The organism is Caulobacter sp. FG7, assembly GCF_057808875.1.
In genome coordinates, this window is the sequence record NZ_JBMDIW010000003.1 from 96,731 (window position 1) to 112,590 (window position 15,860).

20 protein-coding genes are annotated in these 15,860 nt (G+C 66.8%); 11 read left to right on the forward strand and 9 right to left on the reverse strand.

Annotated features, from left to right (window positions below; genetic code table 11):
* Window positions 1–9 precede the first annotated feature (9 nt).
* Window positions 10–1,239 (reverse strand): class I SAM-dependent methyltransferase, encoded by a 1,230-nt coding sequence (locus tag ACODR1_RS03595; RefSeq protein ID WP_488879232.1) that lies wholly within the window; start codon window positions 1,237–1,239, stop codon window positions 10–12.
* Between the two features lie 202 nt (window positions 1,240–1,441).
* On the opposite strand from ACODR1_RS03595, the gene ACODR1_RS03600 reads away from it, so the two are divergent.
* Together ACODR1_RS03600 and chrR are read left to right on the forward strand one after the other, a co-directional pair.
* The gene (locus ACODR1_RS03600; protein ID WP_240621427.1) at window positions 1,442–2,002 is read left to right on the forward strand and encodes a sigma-70 family RNA polymerase sigma factor; all 561 of its coding nucleotides are present in this window, start codon (window positions 1,442–1,444) and stop codon (window positions 2,000–2,002) included.
* Window positions 1,999–2,634, forward strand: a complete 636-nt coding sequence (gene chrR, locus ACODR1_RS03605; protein WP_488879233.1) for a cadmium/peroxide/UV radiation responsive anti-sigma factor ChrR — start codon at window positions 1,999–2,001, stop codon at window positions 2,632–2,634. Before ACODR1_RS03600 ends, chrR begins: the two co-directional genes overlap by 4 nt.
* Here chrR and ACODR1_RS03610 read toward each other — a convergent pair.
* The 3 genes from ACODR1_RS03610 to ACODR1_RS03620 all read right to left on the reverse strand — a co-directional run bounded on the left by ACODR1_RS03610 (window position 2,631) and on the right by ACODR1_RS03620 (window position 4,235).
* Entirely contained in the window at window positions 2,631–3,443 is an 813-nt protein-coding gene (locus ACODR1_RS03610) for a DUF3313 family protein (protein WP_165828774.1), read from the reverse strand. The two genes, chrR and ACODR1_RS03610, sit on opposite strands and share 4 nt — an antisense overlap.
* 275 nt (window positions 3,444–3,718) lie before the next feature.
* The gene (locus tag ACODR1_RS03615; RefSeq protein WP_116490068.1) at window positions 3,719–4,096 is read right to left on the reverse strand and encodes an EAL domain-containing protein; all 378 of its coding nucleotides are present in this window, start codon (window positions 4,094–4,096) and stop codon (window positions 3,719–3,721) included.
* The gene (locus ACODR1_RS03620) at window positions 4,002–4,235 is read right to left on the reverse strand and encodes a ribbon-helix-helix domain-containing protein (RefSeq protein WP_116490069.1); all 234 of its coding nucleotides are present in this window, start codon (window positions 4,233–4,235) and stop codon (window positions 4,002–4,004) included. The genes ACODR1_RS03615 and ACODR1_RS03620 overlap by 95 nt, the downstream gene beginning before the upstream one ends.
* 1,046 nt (window positions 4,236–5,281) lie before the next feature.
* Between ACODR1_RS03620 and ACODR1_RS03625 the strand changes: the two genes are divergently transcribed.
* Entirely contained in the window at window positions 5,282–6,058 is a 777-nt protein-coding gene (locus ACODR1_RS03625) for a DUF3313 family protein (protein WP_488879234.1), read from the forward strand.
* The gene (locus tag ACODR1_RS03630; RefSeq protein ID WP_488879235.1) at window positions 6,055–6,813 is read left to right on the forward strand and encodes a hypothetical protein; all 759 of its coding nucleotides are present in this window, start codon (window positions 6,055–6,057) and stop codon (window positions 6,811–6,813) included. The genes ACODR1_RS03625 and ACODR1_RS03630 overlap by 4 nt, the downstream gene beginning before the upstream one ends.
* 82 nt (window positions 6,814–6,895) lie before the next feature.
* Here ACODR1_RS03630 and ACODR1_RS03635 read toward each other — a convergent pair whose 3' ends face one another.
* Window positions 6,896–7,045, reverse strand: a complete 150-nt coding sequence (locus ACODR1_RS03635; RefSeq protein WP_488879236.1) for a hypothetical protein — start codon at window positions 7,043–7,045, stop codon at window positions 6,896–6,898.
* 374 nt (window positions 7,046–7,419) lie between these two features.
* Here ACODR1_RS03635 and ACODR1_RS03640 point away from each other — a divergent pair, with 374 nt between their 5' ends.
* Window positions 7,420–7,791 (forward strand): helix-turn-helix domain-containing protein, encoded by a 372-nt coding sequence (locus tag ACODR1_RS03640; protein WP_488879237.1) that lies wholly within the window; start codon window positions 7,420–7,422, stop codon window positions 7,789–7,791.
* 55 nt (window positions 7,792–7,846) lie between these two features.
* Window positions 7,847–8,920 carry a DNA polymerase IV gene (dinB, locus tag ACODR1_RS03645; protein WP_116490071.1) on the forward strand — a complete coding sequence of 358 codons (1,074 nt, stop codon included), beginning with the start codon at window positions 7,847–7,849 and terminating at the stop codon, window positions 8,918–8,920.
* 209 nt (window positions 8,921–9,129) lie between these two features.
* Here dinB and ACODR1_RS03650 read toward each other — a convergent pair whose 3' ends face one another.
* Window positions 9,130–9,498, reverse strand: a complete 369-nt coding sequence (locus ACODR1_RS03650) for a type 1 glutamine amidotransferase domain-containing protein (RefSeq protein WP_488879238.1) — start codon at window positions 9,496–9,498, stop codon at window positions 9,130–9,132.
* An 8-nt stretch (window positions 9,499–9,506) separates the two neighbouring features.
* On the opposite strand from ACODR1_RS03650, the gene ACODR1_RS03655 reads away from it, so the two are divergent.
* Window positions 9,507–9,713: a hypothetical protein gene (locus ACODR1_RS03655; RefSeq protein WP_488879239.1), complete on the forward strand. Its 207-nt coding sequence runs from the start codon at window positions 9,507–9,509 to the stop codon at window positions 9,711–9,713.
* 250 nt (window positions 9,714–9,963) lie between these two features.
* Window positions 9,964–10,455 (forward strand): Fic family protein, encoded by a 492-nt coding sequence (locus tag ACODR1_RS03660; protein ID WP_488879240.1) that lies wholly within the window; start codon window positions 9,964–9,966, stop codon window positions 10,453–10,455.
* A gap of 297 nt (window positions 10,456–10,752) precedes the next feature.
* On the opposite strand, the gene ACODR1_RS03665 is transcribed toward ACODR1_RS03660, so the two are convergent.
* Complete coding sequence (locus tag ACODR1_RS03665; protein WP_101717690.1) at window positions 10,753–11,037, reverse strand: hypothetical protein; 285 nt, start codon at window positions 11,035–11,037, stop codon at window positions 10,753–10,755.
* A gap of 237 nt (window positions 11,038–11,274) precedes the next feature.
* On the opposite strand from ACODR1_RS03665, the gene ACODR1_RS03670 reads away from it, so the two are divergent.
* A complete protein-coding gene (locus tag ACODR1_RS03670) occupies window positions 11,275–11,811 on the forward strand; it encodes a hemerythrin domain-containing protein (RefSeq protein WP_488879241.1) in 537 nt (178 codons plus the stop codon).
* 78 nt (window positions 11,812–11,889) lie between these two features.
* On the opposite strand, the gene ACODR1_RS03675 is transcribed toward ACODR1_RS03670, so the two are convergent.
* On the reverse strand, window positions 11,890–12,069 hold the full coding sequence (locus ACODR1_RS03675; RefSeq protein ID WP_488879242.1) for a DUF3008 family protein: 180 nt from the start codon (window positions 12,067–12,069) through the stop codon (window positions 11,890–11,892).
* A 149-nt stretch (window positions 12,070–12,218) separates the two neighbouring features.
* Between ACODR1_RS03675 and ACODR1_RS03680 the strand changes: the two genes are divergently transcribed.
* A complete protein-coding gene (locus tag ACODR1_RS03680) occupies window positions 12,219–14,312 on the forward strand; it encodes a catalase (protein ID WP_488879243.1) in 2,094 nt (697 codons plus the stop codon).
* A 73-nt stretch (window positions 14,313–14,385) separates the two neighbouring features.
* Window positions 14,386–15,285 (forward strand): SDR family oxidoreductase, encoded by a 900-nt coding sequence (locus ACODR1_RS03685; RefSeq protein WP_488879244.1) that lies wholly within the window; start codon window positions 14,386–14,388, stop codon window positions 15,283–15,285.
* A gap of 34 nt (window positions 15,286–15,319) precedes the next feature.
* On the opposite strand, the gene ACODR1_RS03690 is transcribed toward ACODR1_RS03685, so the two are convergent.
* Window positions 15,320–15,802, reverse strand: coding sequence for a hypothetical protein (locus ACODR1_RS03690; protein ID WP_334350785.1), 483 nt, complete (start codon window positions 15,800–15,802; stop codon window positions 15,320–15,322).
* Window positions 15,803–15,860 lie beyond the last annotated feature (58 nt).

Consider the following 15,860-nt stretch of genomic DNA (forward strand, 5'->3'; position numbering starts at 1 on the left):
GCAGGGCGTTCAGCCGTGCTTGTCGATCGCCATCTGGATGACGTCGGTGCGGCCTGTTCGGAACCCCGCCTCGCAATAGGCGAGATAGAAGAGCCAAAGCCTGCGGAAGCGCGCGTCGAAGGTCTTTGAGCTCTCGGCTATGAAGGGGTAGGCGCGTTCGAACCGCTGGGCCCACAGCGCCAGGGTCTTGGCGTAGTCCTGGCCGAACCGCTCGGTCCTGCGCCAGCGCAGGCCCCGGGCGGCGATCAGCGGCGCCAGGCGGTTCTCGGAGGGGAGAGAGCCGCCCGGGAACACGTAGCGCTGGATGAAATCGGTGCGGGCGTCGTATTCTTCGAACAGCGCATCCTGGATGGTGATCACCTGCAGGCCGGCGCGGCCGCCGGGCTTCAGCAGCGAGCCCAGCTTGTCGAAATAGACGCCCCAGTAGTCGCGCCCCACCGCTTCGAGCATCTCGATGGACGCCACGCGGTCGAACTGGCCCGTCAGGTCGCGATAGTCGAGCAGGCGGATGTCGACCCGCTCGGACAGGCCGGCCTCGAAGATCCGGCGGCGCGCGAAGTCGTGCTGTTCCTGCGAGATGGTCACGGCGGTGACCCGGGCGCCGATCCTGGCCGCAGCGAACTGGGCGAACCCGCCCCAGCCGCAGCCGATCTCGACGACGCTGTGGCCGGGCCTGAGGTCAATCAGGGCGGCCAGACTCTCGTACTTGGCCGTCTGGGCGGCTTCCAGCGACTGGCCCGGATGCTCGAACCGGGCCGCGGAATAGGTCATGGTCTCGTCCAGCCAGGCCCCGTAGAAGGCGTTGCCCAGGTCGTAATGGGCGTGGATGTTGCGCCGCGACCCGGCCTTGCTGTTTGCGCGCAGGCGATGGAACGCCCAGTTGGCGAGCTTCATCGGCAGGCCGCCGTCGAACAGGCGCCGGATGTGGTCGTAGTTGTTGGCCAAGGTCGTCAGCAGCGCCGCCAGATCGGGGCTGTCCCATTCCCCCGCCATGAACCCTTCGGCAAAGCCGATGTCGCCGTTGGCCAGCACCCGCGCGGCGAAGCGGAAGTCGCGCACGACGATGGTGGCGGCAAGGCCCGGGGCGACGCCCGCCAGGTGACGGCGCTCGCCGCTGGGCGTGACGATCGTCAGTTCTCCCCAGGTCCAGCGCGCCGAGAGCAGCCGCATGACCAGGTCGAACAGGGGCGAGCCGCGCGATGCGCCGGCGATGCGCAGGTCCAGGGATGTGTCGCTCATCTGAGGCGGCCCTCGTCAGGGTGGCGTCCGCCGCGCCGCGGGGCGAGGCTGGACATGTCCGGAGGTCCTACGGCCGAGGTCGCCGATCGGATGGCCGCGCGCGCTATTTTTCGTTTCCGGTGATCCGGTAGCGCAGCCGTGCCGTATCATCGGCATGCATGCGACTCGGGCCCTATCCGCACACCCTGCAGGCCGTCACGCCGTGAGTTCCTCGCGCGCGCTGGACGACCTCGTCGTGCGTGTCGGCGCGAGCCGCGACCGCGACGCCTTCGCGGGGCTGTTCGACCACTATGCGCCCAGGATCAAGGCGCTGCTGATGCGCGGCGGCGCCAGCGCCTCGGCGGCCGAGGAACTGGCCCAGGAAACCCTGCTGGTCGTCTGGCGCAAGGCGCACCTCTTCGATCCCGCGCGCGCCTCGGCGGCGGCCTGGATCTTCACCATCGCCCGAAACCTGCGCATCGACCATTTCAGGCGCGGCTCGGTCACCCTTCATGAGCTCGATTTTCACCTGGAGGCGGAGGAGCCGGCCCAGCCCGACGCCATCCTCAGCGGCGCGCAGGACGCACAGCGGGTGAGGGCGGCGATGCTCAGCCTCAACGCCGACCAGGCGGCCGCCATCGAAATGGCCTTCTTCCAGGAGCAGACCCATACGGAGATATCCAGGACGCTCGGCGTTCCGCTCGGGACGGTCAAGGCGCGCATCCGGTTCGGCATGATGAAGCTGCGGGCCTGCATCGAAAGGGACAGGGGAGACGCGCAATGAGCCTTCGCCGCCAGCCCAGCGAGGAAAGGCTGCTGGCCTTCGCCGCGGGAACCCTGAGCTTCCCCGAAGCCGTCGTCGTGGCCGCTCACCTCAGCCTGCGGCCAACCACGCGCCCGTGGGCCGAGCTCGGCGCGGCCGTGGGCGGGGTGCTGCTCGACGACCAGGCGCCCGAGGCGATCAGCCTGGACGCCCGGCGGGACGTCATGGCGCGCCTGGACGCCGACGAATTCGCGGCCGAGCCGAGGCCGGCCTCGGCCGATCCTGTCCTGCCCGCGCCGCTCGACCAGTTCGCGCTCGGGCCCTGGCGCTGGCTGGGGCCCGGCGTGCATGTTCGCGACGTGCTCGGAACCCGGGAGGGCGACTGCCGGGTCATCCTGCTGAAGATCGCCTCGGGGCAGTCGGCGCCGCGCCACACCCACGGGGGCGTCGAACTGACCTGCGTGATCGACGGCGCCTACGCCACCGAGGACGGCGTCTTTTCGCGCGGCGACTTCGAGGAGGCCGACCCGAGCGTGACGCACCAGCCCAAGGTCGTCTCCAAGGAGCCCTGCCTCTGCGTCGCCGCGCTGGACGGCCAGATCATGCTGCCCGGCAGGCTGGGCAAGCTGCTTGCGCCCTTCGTGCGCCTCTAGGGGCGCTGGCTGGGGTCGCCGGACGTCTCGTCGCGAGGCGGCGGCTTGGCGCCGCTCAGCTCCGGTTGATAGAGGCCGGTGGTCATGCGCAGGAGCAGCCCCTCGGGGCGCAGGCGCGGTCCGAAGCGCTCGCAAGGGTCGGGCGTCGCCACGGGACGCGGCTTGCGGTCGCGCGGCGTCAGGGCTGCCGCCACGGCGTCCCCGAATGGTTCGGCCAGTTGGTGGGCGTCCCCGACTGGCGACAGCGATGGCTTGTCGGCGCCCACGACCATGGCCTGCCGGCTCCAGACCAGGGCGGCCGCCTGGGCGCCGTCCGGCGCCAAGAGCTCGGCCTCGGCCCACAGCCCGCCCACCCCGCCCGGCGCCCGCAGCGAGACCGGACCCGGGATGAAGAAATTGGCCACCGCCGAGGCGGCCGCCCCGGCCTGGTTGGTGAGTTCGATGCGGGTCACGCCGACCTTGACGGTCCCCGCGTCGGGGGAGGGGGCGTCGATCAGGGTGAAGCGCTTGCTCAGCTCGTAGCAGACCTGCCGGTCGACCTCAGTCAGCACCGCCTGGCGGTGCTCGTCCTCGACCGACAGGGCCTCGCTCGAATGGCTCGCGGCGGGCGTGATCCAGAGCTGTTCGATTGGCGCGGCCATCGCCTCGTCGCGGCGCTCGTACACCGTGGCTCGAACACTGCCAGGCCGTTTGGCCAGGCCATCGTAGCTGCTTAGAAAGCCGGAATACGAGGCGCCGCCGCTGGCGCACGCCGCGCACGTCGCGACCAAACCTGCTATCGCGGCCGCACGGATGACCTTGTCGGACATGTCGCCTCCTCTGTCACGCTCTATACGGCGGGAGGCGGGCGCTGGATCATTCTCAGTTGCAGCCGGACGCGGCTCTACCGGCCTGCCGGAGCCTGTCGTGCACCGCGAAGTTCGTCGGATATCACGATCCCTCGACCATCGCGCTTCTCTCGAAGCTGCGACGAGCGGCGTTCGCCTATCCATCGGGGTTCGACGGAACGCGGCGGGCTCCTAAACCGACACACCCCTTTGGTGATCATCGGAAAGGGTTCTCGACCTGCTCTTTCTGGCCAAAGCTATCTCCACTCATCCACCGTCCCCATTCGCTTGGTCAGCGGCGGCGCTGCGGCGCGCCACTGGGGTTTGGGAAGAGGCTTAGCGAAGTGCCACCCTTGGCCTAGCTCGACACCCAGGTCGCGGAGCAAATTGGCGGCGTCGCGAGTTTCTACCATCTCGGCGATCGTCGTCATGCCCAGGTCACAGCAGAGGGCGACAATGTGCTTCAGGAGCACGGCGTCACGGCTGCCACGTCGCAGCGCTTGCACATAGCCGCCGGTTCTACATCCGGGCCTACTGGCATCAGGCCTTGGTCGCGCGCTCGTGCTCGGCGGATAAGGTCGCGCGAACATCCTGGCTCGACCGTCCGCGCGACGGGTCGACCTGAATGGCATCATAGGCCTTGGCGGCTTCACCGCTAAGCCAGGTGTCGAACGCGCGGTCGCGGGCCTGCAGCGCGCGAAGACCTTCGCGGATCACTTCGCTTTCGCTGGCGTAGTCGCCAGACGCGACCTTTGCCCGCACTTGGGCGGCCATCTCGTGGGCAGCGTGACGCTGAATTGCTGGGTGGAACGCATGGCTATGCTCCGATTTCCGAGTAGGATTTAATCCTATCGGCGCGGGCCTCGCAAACCTTGCCCTGGGGCCGCGCCAGGTCGACTTGACTTGGACAAAGCTCGTCATATGGGAGGCGCTCTCGCATTCGTCGTGCTCAAGGGGCTCTTGAACGACGAAGTCCCACCCGAACCGATCGCGATCGGCCTTGGCGACCAACTGGGCCCTGGCGCAGAGGGACTTGAATTTGGATTCGCCGAAGTCGCCCAATTCGTCTGAAGGCAGGGGAGTGGGAGCGTCTGTCGTCGACTGACGCCCAGGAGCTGGGCGGCGGCCGCCGCTGTCAGTCTCTGACTATCGAGATCGCGCAGCACCTCCAGCCGCGCCAGTTCTTTGTCGCTCATGCTCCGAACCGCCATCCCAGGCCCTCCAGACAACACGCTGGAAGGGTGACATGCCTAACTGGCACGGGGGTGACATTCTCATCCGGTCGCTACATACCTAGCACGTCTAATAAATCTTATCGGAAATTGGGCCTTGGTGCGGTTTCTAACAACCTAGGAATCTGCGGCCCTGCAGCGTGGGCGCAGGACGCGAACTGCGCCTGGCCGCCGCGCCGTGTTCCGAGAGCGCCTGAAGCCTGTCACCAGGCTCACGCCAAGCCGAGGCTCTTGAGCCAGGCAGTGACTTGCCCGAAGGCGTCGGTCTGCCACGGGTCCTCGCCTCGGTCCTCAAGGATTTGGCTTTCAGCGGCGAAGCCGGGCGACGCTCTGGGGGCCGTGAAAGTCGTTCACCAGCTGCGTAGGCCATTCACCCATCGGGCGCGCCGCGAAGCTCGTTCACTGGACCAAGGTCGAGCCGCGAAAATCTATCACATAAGGTCAAATTGCGAATATCGTTCTCCGTTGAGAGGCGCTGGATCGAGGAGCGCCTCCTCCGAGCGTCCGGACAATACTGAGGCTCCGTCCTCCGACGCTAAACGGAACAGGCCCTAGAGAACCACGTTTGCTGATCCCGAGGGACAGCTTATGAAACAGGTTGCGGCACTTCTGGCAGCGGTGAGCGTGACGGGCTGCGCGACCCATGGCGCGCCCTCGGGCGCGCTTTCCAGCTACGATGGCCTGCAAAAGCAAGATGGCGCCATGCGTACGGGCGTTTCTCAGCGCATCGACCAAACGCGGCTGCACGGCGTTTCGGCGGTATCCCTTCCGCCAGCCGTGCTGGCCGACACGCCCTCCACCCGCTGGCTATCGGCAGAGGAGAAGCGTGACCTTCTTGCCGAGATCGACGCCCAGATCTGTTTTGAGCTTTCCGAGCACTACGAAATTGCAGCGCCCGGCAAGGCCGCCGACGCTCATGTCCGCGCCGTCGTCACGCGCGTGAGCCCCACCGGCAGGGCCGCCTCGGCGCTTTCGGCCGCCAGCGGCTTTCTGATCCCAGGACCAATAGGCCTTCGCGTTCCTGGCACGGTGGGTGGGCTCGGCGCCGAAGCCGAGATGATCCTTGCGGACGGGGTGCAGGCCTCGGCCCTGGTCTGGAACCGCAACGCCACGCCGATCGGGACGGACAAGCCCTCCATGAGCCGGATCGGCGACGCCATGCAGTTCGCCGAACCTTTCGGTGACGCCGTGGCCTCGACAATGGCCAAGGACAAACCGCGGATCAAACACACCGATGGCGACCCCTGCGCCAGGCACGGCCCGCGTTTGAGGGCCGCCAACTGGCTCGCCGGCGCCGCTACCGGGCTCTACGTCCCGCCCGGCGCGCCCCGGGCCGCCGCCGACAAGCGCGGCCAAGAGCGATGAGCCGCGCACAGACATTCGTCTTGGCTGCAGTGGTCTTCGCCATCGTTTCCCCGATCGCTCGGGCGGTTTTCGACATTGGTCTCACCGCCAGCCAGTTCTCGCAGGCGGGCGACGCCACGCTTCGGGCCGCCGGCTACGCCTTCTCGATCTGGTCAGTGATCTATGGCGGGCTGATCGCCTACGCTCTCTATCAGGCCGCCCCGCGTCAACGCGCCGACCAGGCCCTCCAGTCGCTCTCCTGGCCGGCGGTCGCCGCAATCATCGGCACGGGTTTGTGGATCTGGGCCTCGGCGCTTAACGGGCGCTGGGCGAGCGTCGTGATCATCGTCGTTTCGGCCGTCACCCTGATCTTGGCGCTGTCACGCGCCAGTCGCGCGGCGCCCGAAATCAGCCTACGGAGCCACGTTCTGGCCTGGTGGCCGCTATGCCTTCTGGCGGGGTGGCTGACCATCGCCGGCGTTCTCAACATTCTCACCGTCCTGACCGCCGAACGCCTGATCAATGCTGGCTCACCTAGCTTTGCGATCGGCGGATTGGTCGTCGCCCTGACGGTCGTACTCGTGGTGCTGCGCCAGCCACGGCTCTGGCCCTACGGCCTGCCGGCCGTCTGGGGCCTTGTGGGCGTCTACGTCGCCGAGCGTTTCGCCAAGCCGGAGGCAGCCTGGATCGCTCTGGCCTGCGCTATGGTGATCGCCGTGAGCGTGGCTTGGCAGGGCTTAGTCTTTAAGCGGCGTCAGGGCCGCGCGGGCCTCTGACGCTCATCCTCCGGAATTCGACCTAGCGGCAAGGGCTCAACAAGCCAAGGACGCTCGTTGATCGCAAAGCGGGACGCTTGGTCTACTGAACCGAACCTGAGCCTGCCTGGGCCTTGAAGACGGCGATCAAGGCGCGCACCCGGTTGGTGTCGACGCCCATCAATGGGCTCCAGTACGCGCCTTGGAAGCGATCACGTGCGGGCTTTTCGATCATGGTGATAGAGGTCTTCATGGTCGATGAAGATCCCGATCGCCGCGGGCGTTCCCGAGCAAATCAGCCTCAGGGCCGACAGACGCGAGATCGATGTATGGTCAGCCGCCATGACAGTTGTCACAAGACGGAAAAGCGAACGATGATCGACGTGCATTTCTTCAGGCATGAAAAAGCCCTCAGCTAATGGCTCCTTCACACCGCCAAGGCCGCGCCTAGCTCTGACGGATTCTTGTATAGACTACACCCAGGAGCGGTGCTTGTTCCGTGCGCGGATCTGCGGCTCATCACTGAGGGGGCCGCGTCAGCGGCCTTCACGCCACGGGTGTCGACGCGCTAGGCGGGTCTTGATCGCCGGAGGATTTGCTGGCCAATAGCGCGGCGATGGAGGACGCATGAAGGAGCAGGAGGTCAGCCAGAGCCTGGACCGCCATATCGGCGCCCTGCTGCGCGGTCATCGCCGGGCGAAGGCGGTTTCCCAGCACGACCTGGCCGCCGCGATCGGCCTCACCTTCCAGCAGATCCAGAAGTACGAATGCGGGGAAAATCGGATCAGCGCCTCCAAGCTGGTGGAGATGGCGCGGGTCCTGGACGTGCCAGTCATGGCCTTCTTCGCCGGGCTGGAGACCGACCAGGGCGATGACCTCCTGGCGCGCTTTTGCGAGGTCGACGGTGCGACCGGCTTCATGCGGGCGGCCCTTGGGATGCCGCCGACCGTTCGAGCGGAGATCTTCCGCCTCGCCGCCTCCTGGACTGACCAGCCCTGAGGCTGGGTCGAAGCTGAAAGTTCCCGTTACGTTCACATGATGGTAGAGCTGGCGCATGGAGTCGCCGGCGCGAAAGATCATCCACATCGACATGGACGCCTTCTATGCGTCAGTCGAACAGCGCGATGATCCTGGCCTGCGCGGAAAGCCGGTCGTGGTCGGCTCGCCAGCCCCGCGCGGGGTGATCGCCGCGGCCAGCTACGAGGCCCGCAAATTCGGCGTGCGCTCTGCCATGCCCTCCAGCACGGCCTTGCGCAAATGCCCCCAGCTCGTCTTCGTCCCCCACCGCATGGACGTCTACCGGGCCGTCTCTCACCAGATCCACGAGATCTTCGCCGACTACGCCGACGCCGTTGAGCCGCTGTCGCTGGACGAAGCCTATCTCGACGTCAGCGGCGACAAGGCCGGCGTAGGCAGCGCCACGGAGACTGCCAGGACCATCCGGGCCCGTATCCGGCAGGAGACGGGCCTGACAGCCTCGGCCGGCATTTCCTACAATAAATTCCTGGCCAAGATGGCGAGCGACCAGAACAAGCCCGATGGTCAGTTCCTCGTTTCGCCGGGTCAGGGACAGGCCTTTGTGGCGAGCCTGCCGATCGGACGCTTCTATGGCGTCGGCGCGGTGACCGAGGCCAAGATGAAGCGGCTGGGGGTCCATACCGGCGAGGATCTAGCGCGCCAGTCCCTGGCCTTTCTGCAGCAGCACTTTGGCAAGTCGGGTCCCTGGTTTTACGGCATCGCACGGGGCGTTGATGCGCGCGCGGTCAATCCCAGCCGGGAGCGTAAATCCTCGGGATCGGAGACGACCTTCGAGGCCGACCTTGTCGATCCGCTCCGTATCGAGGCTGAGGTGGCGGCGCTCGCCGACAAGGTCTTTTCCTGGTGCCTGAAGGCCCAGGCGTTCGGCCGCACGGTCACGGTGAAGATCAAGTATGCTGATTTCCAGCAGGCTACCCGAGCCCGTTCGGCGGCCAGCGCGATCGACGACCCGGCCCTGCTGCAGCGCCTCTCCCTGGACCTCGTTCGATCGGCCTTTCCGTTGCGCGCCGGCGTCCGGCTGCTGGGCGTCACTGTCTCCAATCTCGAGGCTCCGCCGGCGACGGGAGGCCAGCGCTTGCTTCTGGCCTAGGCGTCGGACGACAACTTCGCGGTCAACCAGCAGACCCAGTGGCTAGTGTTTCGAGTCCGATGACGTCTTGGCCCGCGTCGCGCCAATAACGGCCTTAGCGCACTTCCGGAAACTGGACTTCCAACGCTGAGCCGCACTATGGCAGCGAGCGCTGGCGGGCGCCTCCCGCTCACCTATTATCCGGAAGGCGCCAGCCACTCGCCTGGCCTCTATCTCGGGCTGAGCATTAGGTCACGAACTGCCTCGCCCACGCCGGCGGCCGACTGCGGGTTCTGGCCGGTCACCAGTCTGCCGTCGACGACGACCTTGGCGGTCCAGTCGGGCGCCGCCTGATGGTGAGCGCCGCGAGACGAAAGCTTGTCCGCCATAAGGAAGGGCACGGTCGTGTCGAGGCCGACCGCCCTTTCCTCGCTGTTGGTGAACGCAGCGAGGCGCTTGCCAGCCACGAGATAGTCGCCGTTGCTCAGCTTAACGTCCACCAGCGCCGCAGGCCCGTGGCAGACGGCCGATACCACCCCGCCCTGCTCGTAGATGGCGCTCGCCACCCGTTGAACCGCGGTGTTGCCCGGAAATCCCACATCGCGCCATGGCCGCCGGCGAAGAGCATCGCCGAGTAGCGTTGGGGATCGACGGCTTCGAGGCGCAAGGTGGTGCGCATGGACCTTCGGAAGCCTTCATTCTTCCAGTACCGGGCGTTCACTGGATCATCCAGTTCCAGACCGTGGACCGGCGGCTCGCCGCCTTGTATCGACGCGAACTCGACCGGGATTTTGGCGGCCTCGAAGACCGCTAAGGGGTGGGTGACCTCGGACAGGTAATAACCCGTCGGTGATCTGCCAGGCCCGCCGCTCGTCGTCGTCGACGTCGCTTCGACGGTTCCTGAGAATGGCTGGATCGGCGAGGAGATCGGCAACAAGATCGGAAATCTCCGACATCAATATCCCATGTATCCTTTATTTTCCTGAGCTTTTTGAGCCTGAACTGAGTCCCGAGAGATCGGCAAAATGACAGCCATGATCGAAACGCCCGGCTGCTTGGAGCCCATGCGCCTCGAAGACTCGTCGATCGGCGAGATCAACGAGGTGCTGGCCGAGCTGGCGTTCAAGGCCGGCCGTCTGGACAACGCCCTGCGCGGTCCGCTGCAGGCCGAGGCCGCCGGCCTCGTCCGGATCATGAACTGCTACTACTCGAACCTGATCGAGGGCCACCACACGCGGCCGCGCGACATCGCCGCCGCCGTCGAGGGCGATCTCTCCGAAGATCCCGCCAAGCGCGACCTGCAGCTTGAGGCGCGGGCCCACGTCATCGTCCAGGCGCAGATCGATGCGCGCTTCCACGCGGGCGAGCTGGGCGACCCCGCCTCGCAGGATGTCATCCGCTGGCTGCATCGCGACTTCTACGCCGAGGTCCCGGCCGTCTTCCGCGAGATCAAGGGCAGGGACAGGGGCTTCATGATGGAGCCCGGCGCTTTCCGCGCGGCCGCCTACCAGGACGTCGAGGTCGGCCGTCATGTGCCGCCCTCAGGCGCGGCGTGATGAGCCTGGGCCCGTCTCGCGCAGCAAGCCGTTTGCTAGAAGCTGTTCAATGCCAAGCAGCGGCAATCCAGTATGGCCGCTGAAATCTCTCAATGAGATTTGTCGGCGAAAGACGGGCCTCTTAATGACTACGGAGGCTAGTGGATCTCGCTGTCGCAAGGTCGGGTTAGAAGCTTCACCGCCCATCCGCTTTCAAAGCGGGAAATCTCTAGCACGCTACTCAAAGCTGATCTCCAGACGCATCGATCGGGCGGCGCAGGAAGAAAGGCCGACCCGAAGGCCGGCCTCGACGAACGTTTAGCGTTCCACGTCGCCTTGACCGGTGCGGCCCGGCTGGATGGCGCCGGTGTCGACGCCGCCCGCGAGGCCCTCGCCCTCGCCCTCGATGTCGCGCCCTTCCTGGCGCTCGCCCGGACGACGCTCGCCCTGCTGGTTCTGCTGATCTGGCTGGGCCTGCTGGGGGCTGGTCTGCTGTTGCTGCGGCTGGCGGGTGTCGCCTTGCTGGTTCTGCTGGCCGACTTGCTGGCGCTGAGCGTCGTTGGACTGCTGCTGCATGCGATCGTTGTTGGCGTTCTCGCCCATGGCCGTCTCCCTGATGGGTTGATCGCCGGATGCTCCGGCCCATCCCCAATGCGGTGGAAGCAACGAGCGTTCCTCCGTCGAGAACCCGACGAAGAGCACCTCATAAGTCGCTGATTCGACTTAAATAACGCCGCGCGAAGGTCACCGGTGAAATCGTCTCTCAACTAGCACGGCCATGGGAACCGGCGGCCGACGCTCCGGCTTGAAACGGCGCACAATCGCCACCGGAGCGCCGACATGCCCACCGCCAAAGCCGCCTCGAAATCCGCCGCGAAAACCGCCAAGGCCCGCCGCACCCGCCGTACGGGTCGGCGCGATCCCCTGGCGATCCGCCTGCTCAAGGCCGACCACCGAGAGGTGGAGGCCATGTTCGACGAGTACGAACAGCTAGAGAGCGACCGCGACAAGCAGGCCCTGTTCGACAAGATCGCGCTGGCCCTGAAGGTCCACACCCAGATCGAGGAGGAGATCCTCTATCCCGAAAGCCGCGGCGAGGTGGAGGACGACCTGATCGACGAGGCCTATGTCGAGCACGACGGCGCCAAGAAGCTGATCGCCGAGATCGAGGCGATGAAGCCCTGCGAAGAGTTCTACGACGCCAAGGTCAAGGTGCTGGGCGAGTACATCAAGCACCACGTCAAGGAAGAGGAACAACCCGGCGGCTTCTTCGCGCAGGCCAAGAAGGGCGACGAGGATCTTGAAGCCATGGGCGAACGCATGGCCGCGCGCAAGGAAGAGCTGATGGCGGAGTTCTCCAAGCAGCCCTCTCACTAGATCCAGCAGGACCGATCGGGCGGCGACCGCTCCCCTTTAGGAGCAAGTCGTCGCTCGGTTGGGCCGTTGTTCCGAGGGTCAGTTCTTATGCTCGGGCATGCCCTTGCGCTTGGTGTGCGCGAACTCCTCCAGCTGCTTCTCGCTCATCGACAGCATCGTCTTCGACGCCCCCTTGAGCTTGCTCTTGGGCGTGTCGCCTCGCTTGGCCGACAGAGCGGCTCCGGCGGCTTTCTGCTGGGCGGCGGACTTGGCGGGCATCGGCGATCTCCCGGGAGGTGGCCTGCCCTCAACGCCTGGCCGCTCCGCACAGCTTCATCACCAACACGATCATCAGCCCGGTCCGGCCACGCTCGGAACCGGCTTTGGGGCTTTCGGATTGCCCCACGATCCCATTCCAGGAGACTGACATGGCCAAGGGCATGACCACCGAGCGCGGCGTCGGCGACGAGACCCATCAGCGCGTTCCGGAGGGCGGCCCGCATACGCCGGACGCCCACCTGACCACCAACCAGGGCGTGCGGATTTCCGACAACCAGAACCAGCTGAAGGCGGGCCTGCGTGGTCCGGTGCTGCTGGAAGACTTCGTGCTGCGCGAGAAGATTTTCCACTTCGACCACGAGCGCATCCCCGAGCGCATCGTCCACGCGCGAGGGTCGGCCGCCCACGGCTATTTCGAGGCCTATGAGGCCGCCGCCAAGCTCAGCAAGGCCGACCTCTTCCAGCGTCCTGGCGAGAAGACGCCGGTGTTCGTGCGCTTCTCGACCGTCGCGGGCGGCGCCGGCAGCGTCGACACGCCGCGCGACGTGCGCGGCTTTGCGGTGAAGTTCTATACCCAGGAGGGCAACTGGGACCTCGTCGGCAACAACATCCCGGTGTTCTTCATCCAGGACGCCATCAAGTTCCCCGACCTGATCCACTCGGTGAAGATGGAGGCCGATCGCGGCTATCCGCAATCGGCCAGCGCCCACGACACTTTCTGGGACTTCATCAGCCTGATGCCCGAGGCCACCCACATGATCATGTGGGCGATGAGCGACCGGACGATCCCGCGGAGCCTGCGCACCATGGAAGGGTTCGGCATCCACACCTTCCGGCTGGTCGACGCCAAGGGCAAGGCGACCTTCGTGAAGTTCCACTGGAAGCCCAAGCAGGGCGTGGCCTCGACCCTGTGGGACGAGGCGGTGAAGCTGGCGGGCGCTGATCCCGACTTTCAGCGTCGCGACCTCTTCGAAGCCATCGATCGCGGCGACTTCCCCGAGTGGGAGCTGGGCGTGCAGGCCTTCGATCAGGCCTTCGCCGACGCCCTGCCCTACGACGTGCTCGACCCCACCAAGATCATTCCCGAGGAAGTGCTGCCGGTCACGCCGATCGGCCGCATGGTGCTGGACCGCAACCCCGACAACTTCTTCGCCGAGACTGAGCAGGTCGCCTACTGCCCGGCCAACATCGTGCCGGGGATCGACTTCACCGACGATCCACTGCTCCAGGGGCGCCTGTTCTCCTATCTCGACACCCAGAAGAGCCGGCTGGGCGCCGCCAACTTCAACCAGTTGCCGATCAACGCGCCCAAGTGCCCGGTGATGAACTTCCAGCGCGACGGCATGATGCAGATGCAGGTCCACAAGGGCCGCGCCAACTACGAGCCCAACAGCCTGGCCGAGACCGCAGGCGAGGACGGTGGGCCGCGCGAGTGCCCGGTGACGGGTTTCCGCACGACCCAGGACGGCGCCGACATCGTCGTGGAGAAGCTGCGCGTGCGGCCCGAAAGCTTCGCCGACCACTACAGCCAGGCGCGAATGTTCTTCCGCTCGCTGTACCCGGCCGAGCAGGCGCACCTGGCCTCGGCCCTGGTGTTCGAGCTTTCCAAGGTCGCCATCGAGGCGATCCGCACGCGGATGCTGTCGAACCTGGTCAATGTCGATCCGGACCTGGCCAAACGGGTAGCCGCGGGCCTTGCCATGGACCTACCCAAGGCCTCCAAGATCGCCGCGCCGGTCCAGGACCTGGAGCTGTCGCCGGCCCTGCGGATCGTGGAAGGTCCGCGCGCACCCAAGGACATTAAGGGCCATGCGATTGGCATCCTGGTCGCTGACGGCTCGGACGCCAAGGCGGTCGAGAAGCTTAAAGCCGCGATCGAGGAGGCCGGCGCCGTCGCCAAGGTCATCGCCCCCAAGATCGGCGGGGCCAAGGGCGCCGACGGAGCCTTGATCCCCGCCGACGGCCAGCTGGCCGGTACGCCCTCGGTGACGGTCGACGCCATCGCGCTCGTGCTTTCCGACGAGGGCTGCGCGGCCCTCCTCAAGGAGGCGGCGGCCATCCAGTTCGTGATGGACGCCTTCGGGCATTTGAAGGCAATCGGCACGACCGAGGCGGCAAAGCCCCTGCTCGACAAGGCCGGCGTCGAGCCGGACGAGGGCGTCACCGATCTCGGCGCGGAATTCTTCGCCGCGGCGGCCAGGCGCTTCTGGGACCGCGAACCAAAGGTGCGGATGCTGGCCTGACGGTCGGCTCGCTTCCTCCCCCTCCCGGCGACGCGTCCCTTCGGCGCGCCGCCTTCCCACATTGGAGACGACGATGAGCCAGGACGACCGCCTGCGCATGCAGGACCCGCGCGAGCAGTATCCCAAGCCGCCCTTCCCGGCCCAGCCTCAGCCGGCCCCGGGCCTCGCCGCCAAGATGCATCCCAAGCCCGACCACGGCGAGGAAAGCTATCGCGGCTCAGGCAAGCTCGTCGGCCGCAAGGCGCTGATCACCGGCGCCGACTCCGGCCTCGGCCGCGCCGCCGCCATCGCCTATGCCCGAGAGGGCGCCGACGTGGCGATCGGCTATCTGCCGAGCGAGGAGAGCGACGCCCGTGAGGTCATCGCCCTGATCGAGGCCGAGGGCCGCAAGGCCATCGCCCTGCCCGGCGACATAAAGGACGAGGCCTTCTGCCGCGAGCTCGTGGCCAAGGCGGTCAAGGGCCTGGGCGGGCTCGACATCCTGGTCAACAACGCCGGCAAACAGGTCAGCCGCCCCGATATAGCCGCCATCGACAGCGAGCAGTTCGACCACACGCTGAAGACCAATCTCTACGCCATGTTCTGGATCACCCAGGCGGCGCGCCCTCACCTGCGGCCCGGTGCGGCGGTGATCAACACCGCTTCGGTTCAGGCCTATGAGCCGTCCGAGAACCTGCTCGACTACGCCACAACCAAGGCCGGCATCGTCGCCTTCACCAAGGCCCTGGCCAAGCAGCTGATCAAGGATGGCGTGCGGGCCAATGCGGTCGCGCCCGGCCCGTTCTGGACGGTGCTCCAGCCCAGCGGCGGCCAGACCCAGGAGAAGGTCCAGCACTTCGGCGAACACAGCCAGTTCGGCCGTCCCGGCCAGCCGGTCGAGATCGCGCCGGTCTATGTGCTGCTAGCCTCGCAGGAGGCCAGCTTCACGACCGGCGAGGTCTATGGCGTGACCGGCGGCGCAGGCATCGCCTGACGCCGCCCGACGTCGACGGCGGAGGGGCGCCGCGTCAGCCGCGGGCGCCCCACTGCTGGTGCGTGAAGAAGGCGATGGTCGCCACGCCGGCGGCGACGACCAGGGCGTCCTCGACGAGACCGCTGGGCGTCTGGCCGAACTTGGCCATCGCCCGTTTGCGTCCCGCCAGCGTCAGGTAGGCCAGCGGCACGGCTGTGGCGATCGCCACGCCCGCCCCGGCCTTCTCGCGGCCGCGCGGGGCCAGGGCCGCGCCGGCGATGCCGGCGCTGGCGACGCGGGCCAGAAGACCCAGGAAGACCGTGCGGTCGGGCGCGGTCTTCATCTTGTCGCCCAGCAGTTCGCCGATCCCCATGAGCAGGGCGCCGAACTTGAACAGCGGATGGTCGAGCAGGACGAGCTTGCCGGGCGTCGAGCGCCCCGCCAGGCGGGCCGAGGCGATGGTGGCCATCGGGGTCATCGATCGGGCGCTGGCGACGGCGCCGATGAGGGCGGAGGGGATCAGGGCGGTGTTGGTCATGTCGGCTGAACACGCCATGCGCCCCGAGGTTCAGAGCCTGGCCACGGAACATCCCCTT

What these genes read in the sequence shown, in the direction of transcription:
- ACODR1_RS03615 (WP_116490068.1), bottom strand. Translation starts at nt 4,096, where the DNA reads ATGATGCCATTCAGGTCGACCCGTCGCGCGGACGGTCGAGCCAGGATG.
- ACODR1_RS03630 (WP_488879235.1), top strand. Translation starts at nt 6,055, where the DNA reads ATGAGCCGCGCACAGACATTCGTCTTGGCTGCAGTGGTCTTCGCCATC.
- ACODR1_RS03660 (WP_488879240.1), top strand. Translation starts at nt 9,964, where the DNA reads ATGCGCCTCGAAGACTCGTCGATCGGCGAGATCAACGAGGTGCTGGCC.
- ACODR1_RS03690 (WP_334350785.1), bottom strand. Translation starts at nt 15,802, where the DNA reads ATGACCAACACCGCCCTGATCCCCTCCGCCCTCATCGGCGCCGTCGCC.
- ACODR1_RS03685 (WP_488879244.1), top strand. Translation starts at nt 14,386, where the DNA reads ATGAGCCAGGACGACCGCCTGCGCATGCAGGACCCGCGCGAGCAGTAT.
- ACODR1_RS03595 (WP_488879232.1), bottom strand. Translation starts at nt 1,239, where the DNA reads ATGAGCGACACATCCCTGGACCTGCGCATCGCCGGCGCATCGCGCGGC.
- ACODR1_RS03610 (WP_165828774.1), bottom strand. Translation starts at nt 3,443, where the DNA reads ATGTCCGACAAGGTCATCCGTGCGGCCGCGATAGCAGGTTTGGTCGCG.
- ACODR1_RS03665 (WP_101717690.1), bottom strand. Translation starts at nt 11,037, where the DNA reads ATGGGCGAGAACGCCAACAACGATCGCATGCAGCAGCAGTCCAACGAC.
- ACODR1_RS03675 (WP_488879242.1), bottom strand. Translation starts at nt 12,069, where the DNA reads ATGCCCGCCAAGTCCGCCGCCCAGCAGAAAGCCGCCGGAGCCGCTCTG.
- ACODR1_RS03655 (WP_488879239.1), top strand. Translation starts at nt 9,507, where the DNA reads ATGGCCGCCGGCGAAGAGCATCGCCGAGTAGCGTTGGGGATCGACGGC.
- ACODR1_RS03670 (WP_488879241.1), top strand. Translation starts at nt 11,275, where the DNA reads ATGCCCACCGCCAAAGCCGCCTCGAAATCCGCCGCGAAAACCGCCAAG.
- ACODR1_RS03635 (WP_488879236.1), bottom strand. Translation starts at nt 7,045, where the DNA reads ATGAAGACCTCTATCACCATGATCGAAAAGCCCGCACGTGATCGCTTC.
- ACODR1_RS03625 (WP_488879234.1), top strand. Translation starts at nt 5,282, where the DNA reads ATGAAACAGGTTGCGGCACTTCTGGCAGCGGTGAGCGTGACGGGCTGC.
- ACODR1_RS03620 (WP_116490069.1), bottom strand. Translation starts at nt 4,235, where the DNA reads ATGGCCGCCCAAGTGCGGGCAAAGGTCGCGTCTGGCGACTACGCCAGC.
- ACODR1_RS03680 (WP_488879243.1), top strand. Translation starts at nt 12,219, where the DNA reads ATGGCCAAGGGCATGACCACCGAGCGCGGCGTCGGCGACGAGACCCAT.
- dinB (WP_116490071.1), top strand. Translation starts at nt 7,847, where the DNA reads ATGGAGTCGCCGGCGCGAAAGATCATCCACATCGACATGGACGCCTTC.
- ACODR1_RS03640 (WP_488879237.1), top strand. Translation starts at nt 7,420, where the DNA reads ATGAAGGAGCAGGAGGTCAGCCAGAGCCTGGACCGCCATATCGGCGCC.
- chrR (WP_488879233.1), top strand. Translation starts at nt 1,999, where the DNA reads ATGAGCCTTCGCCGCCAGCCCAGCGAGGAAAGGCTGCTGGCCTTCGCC.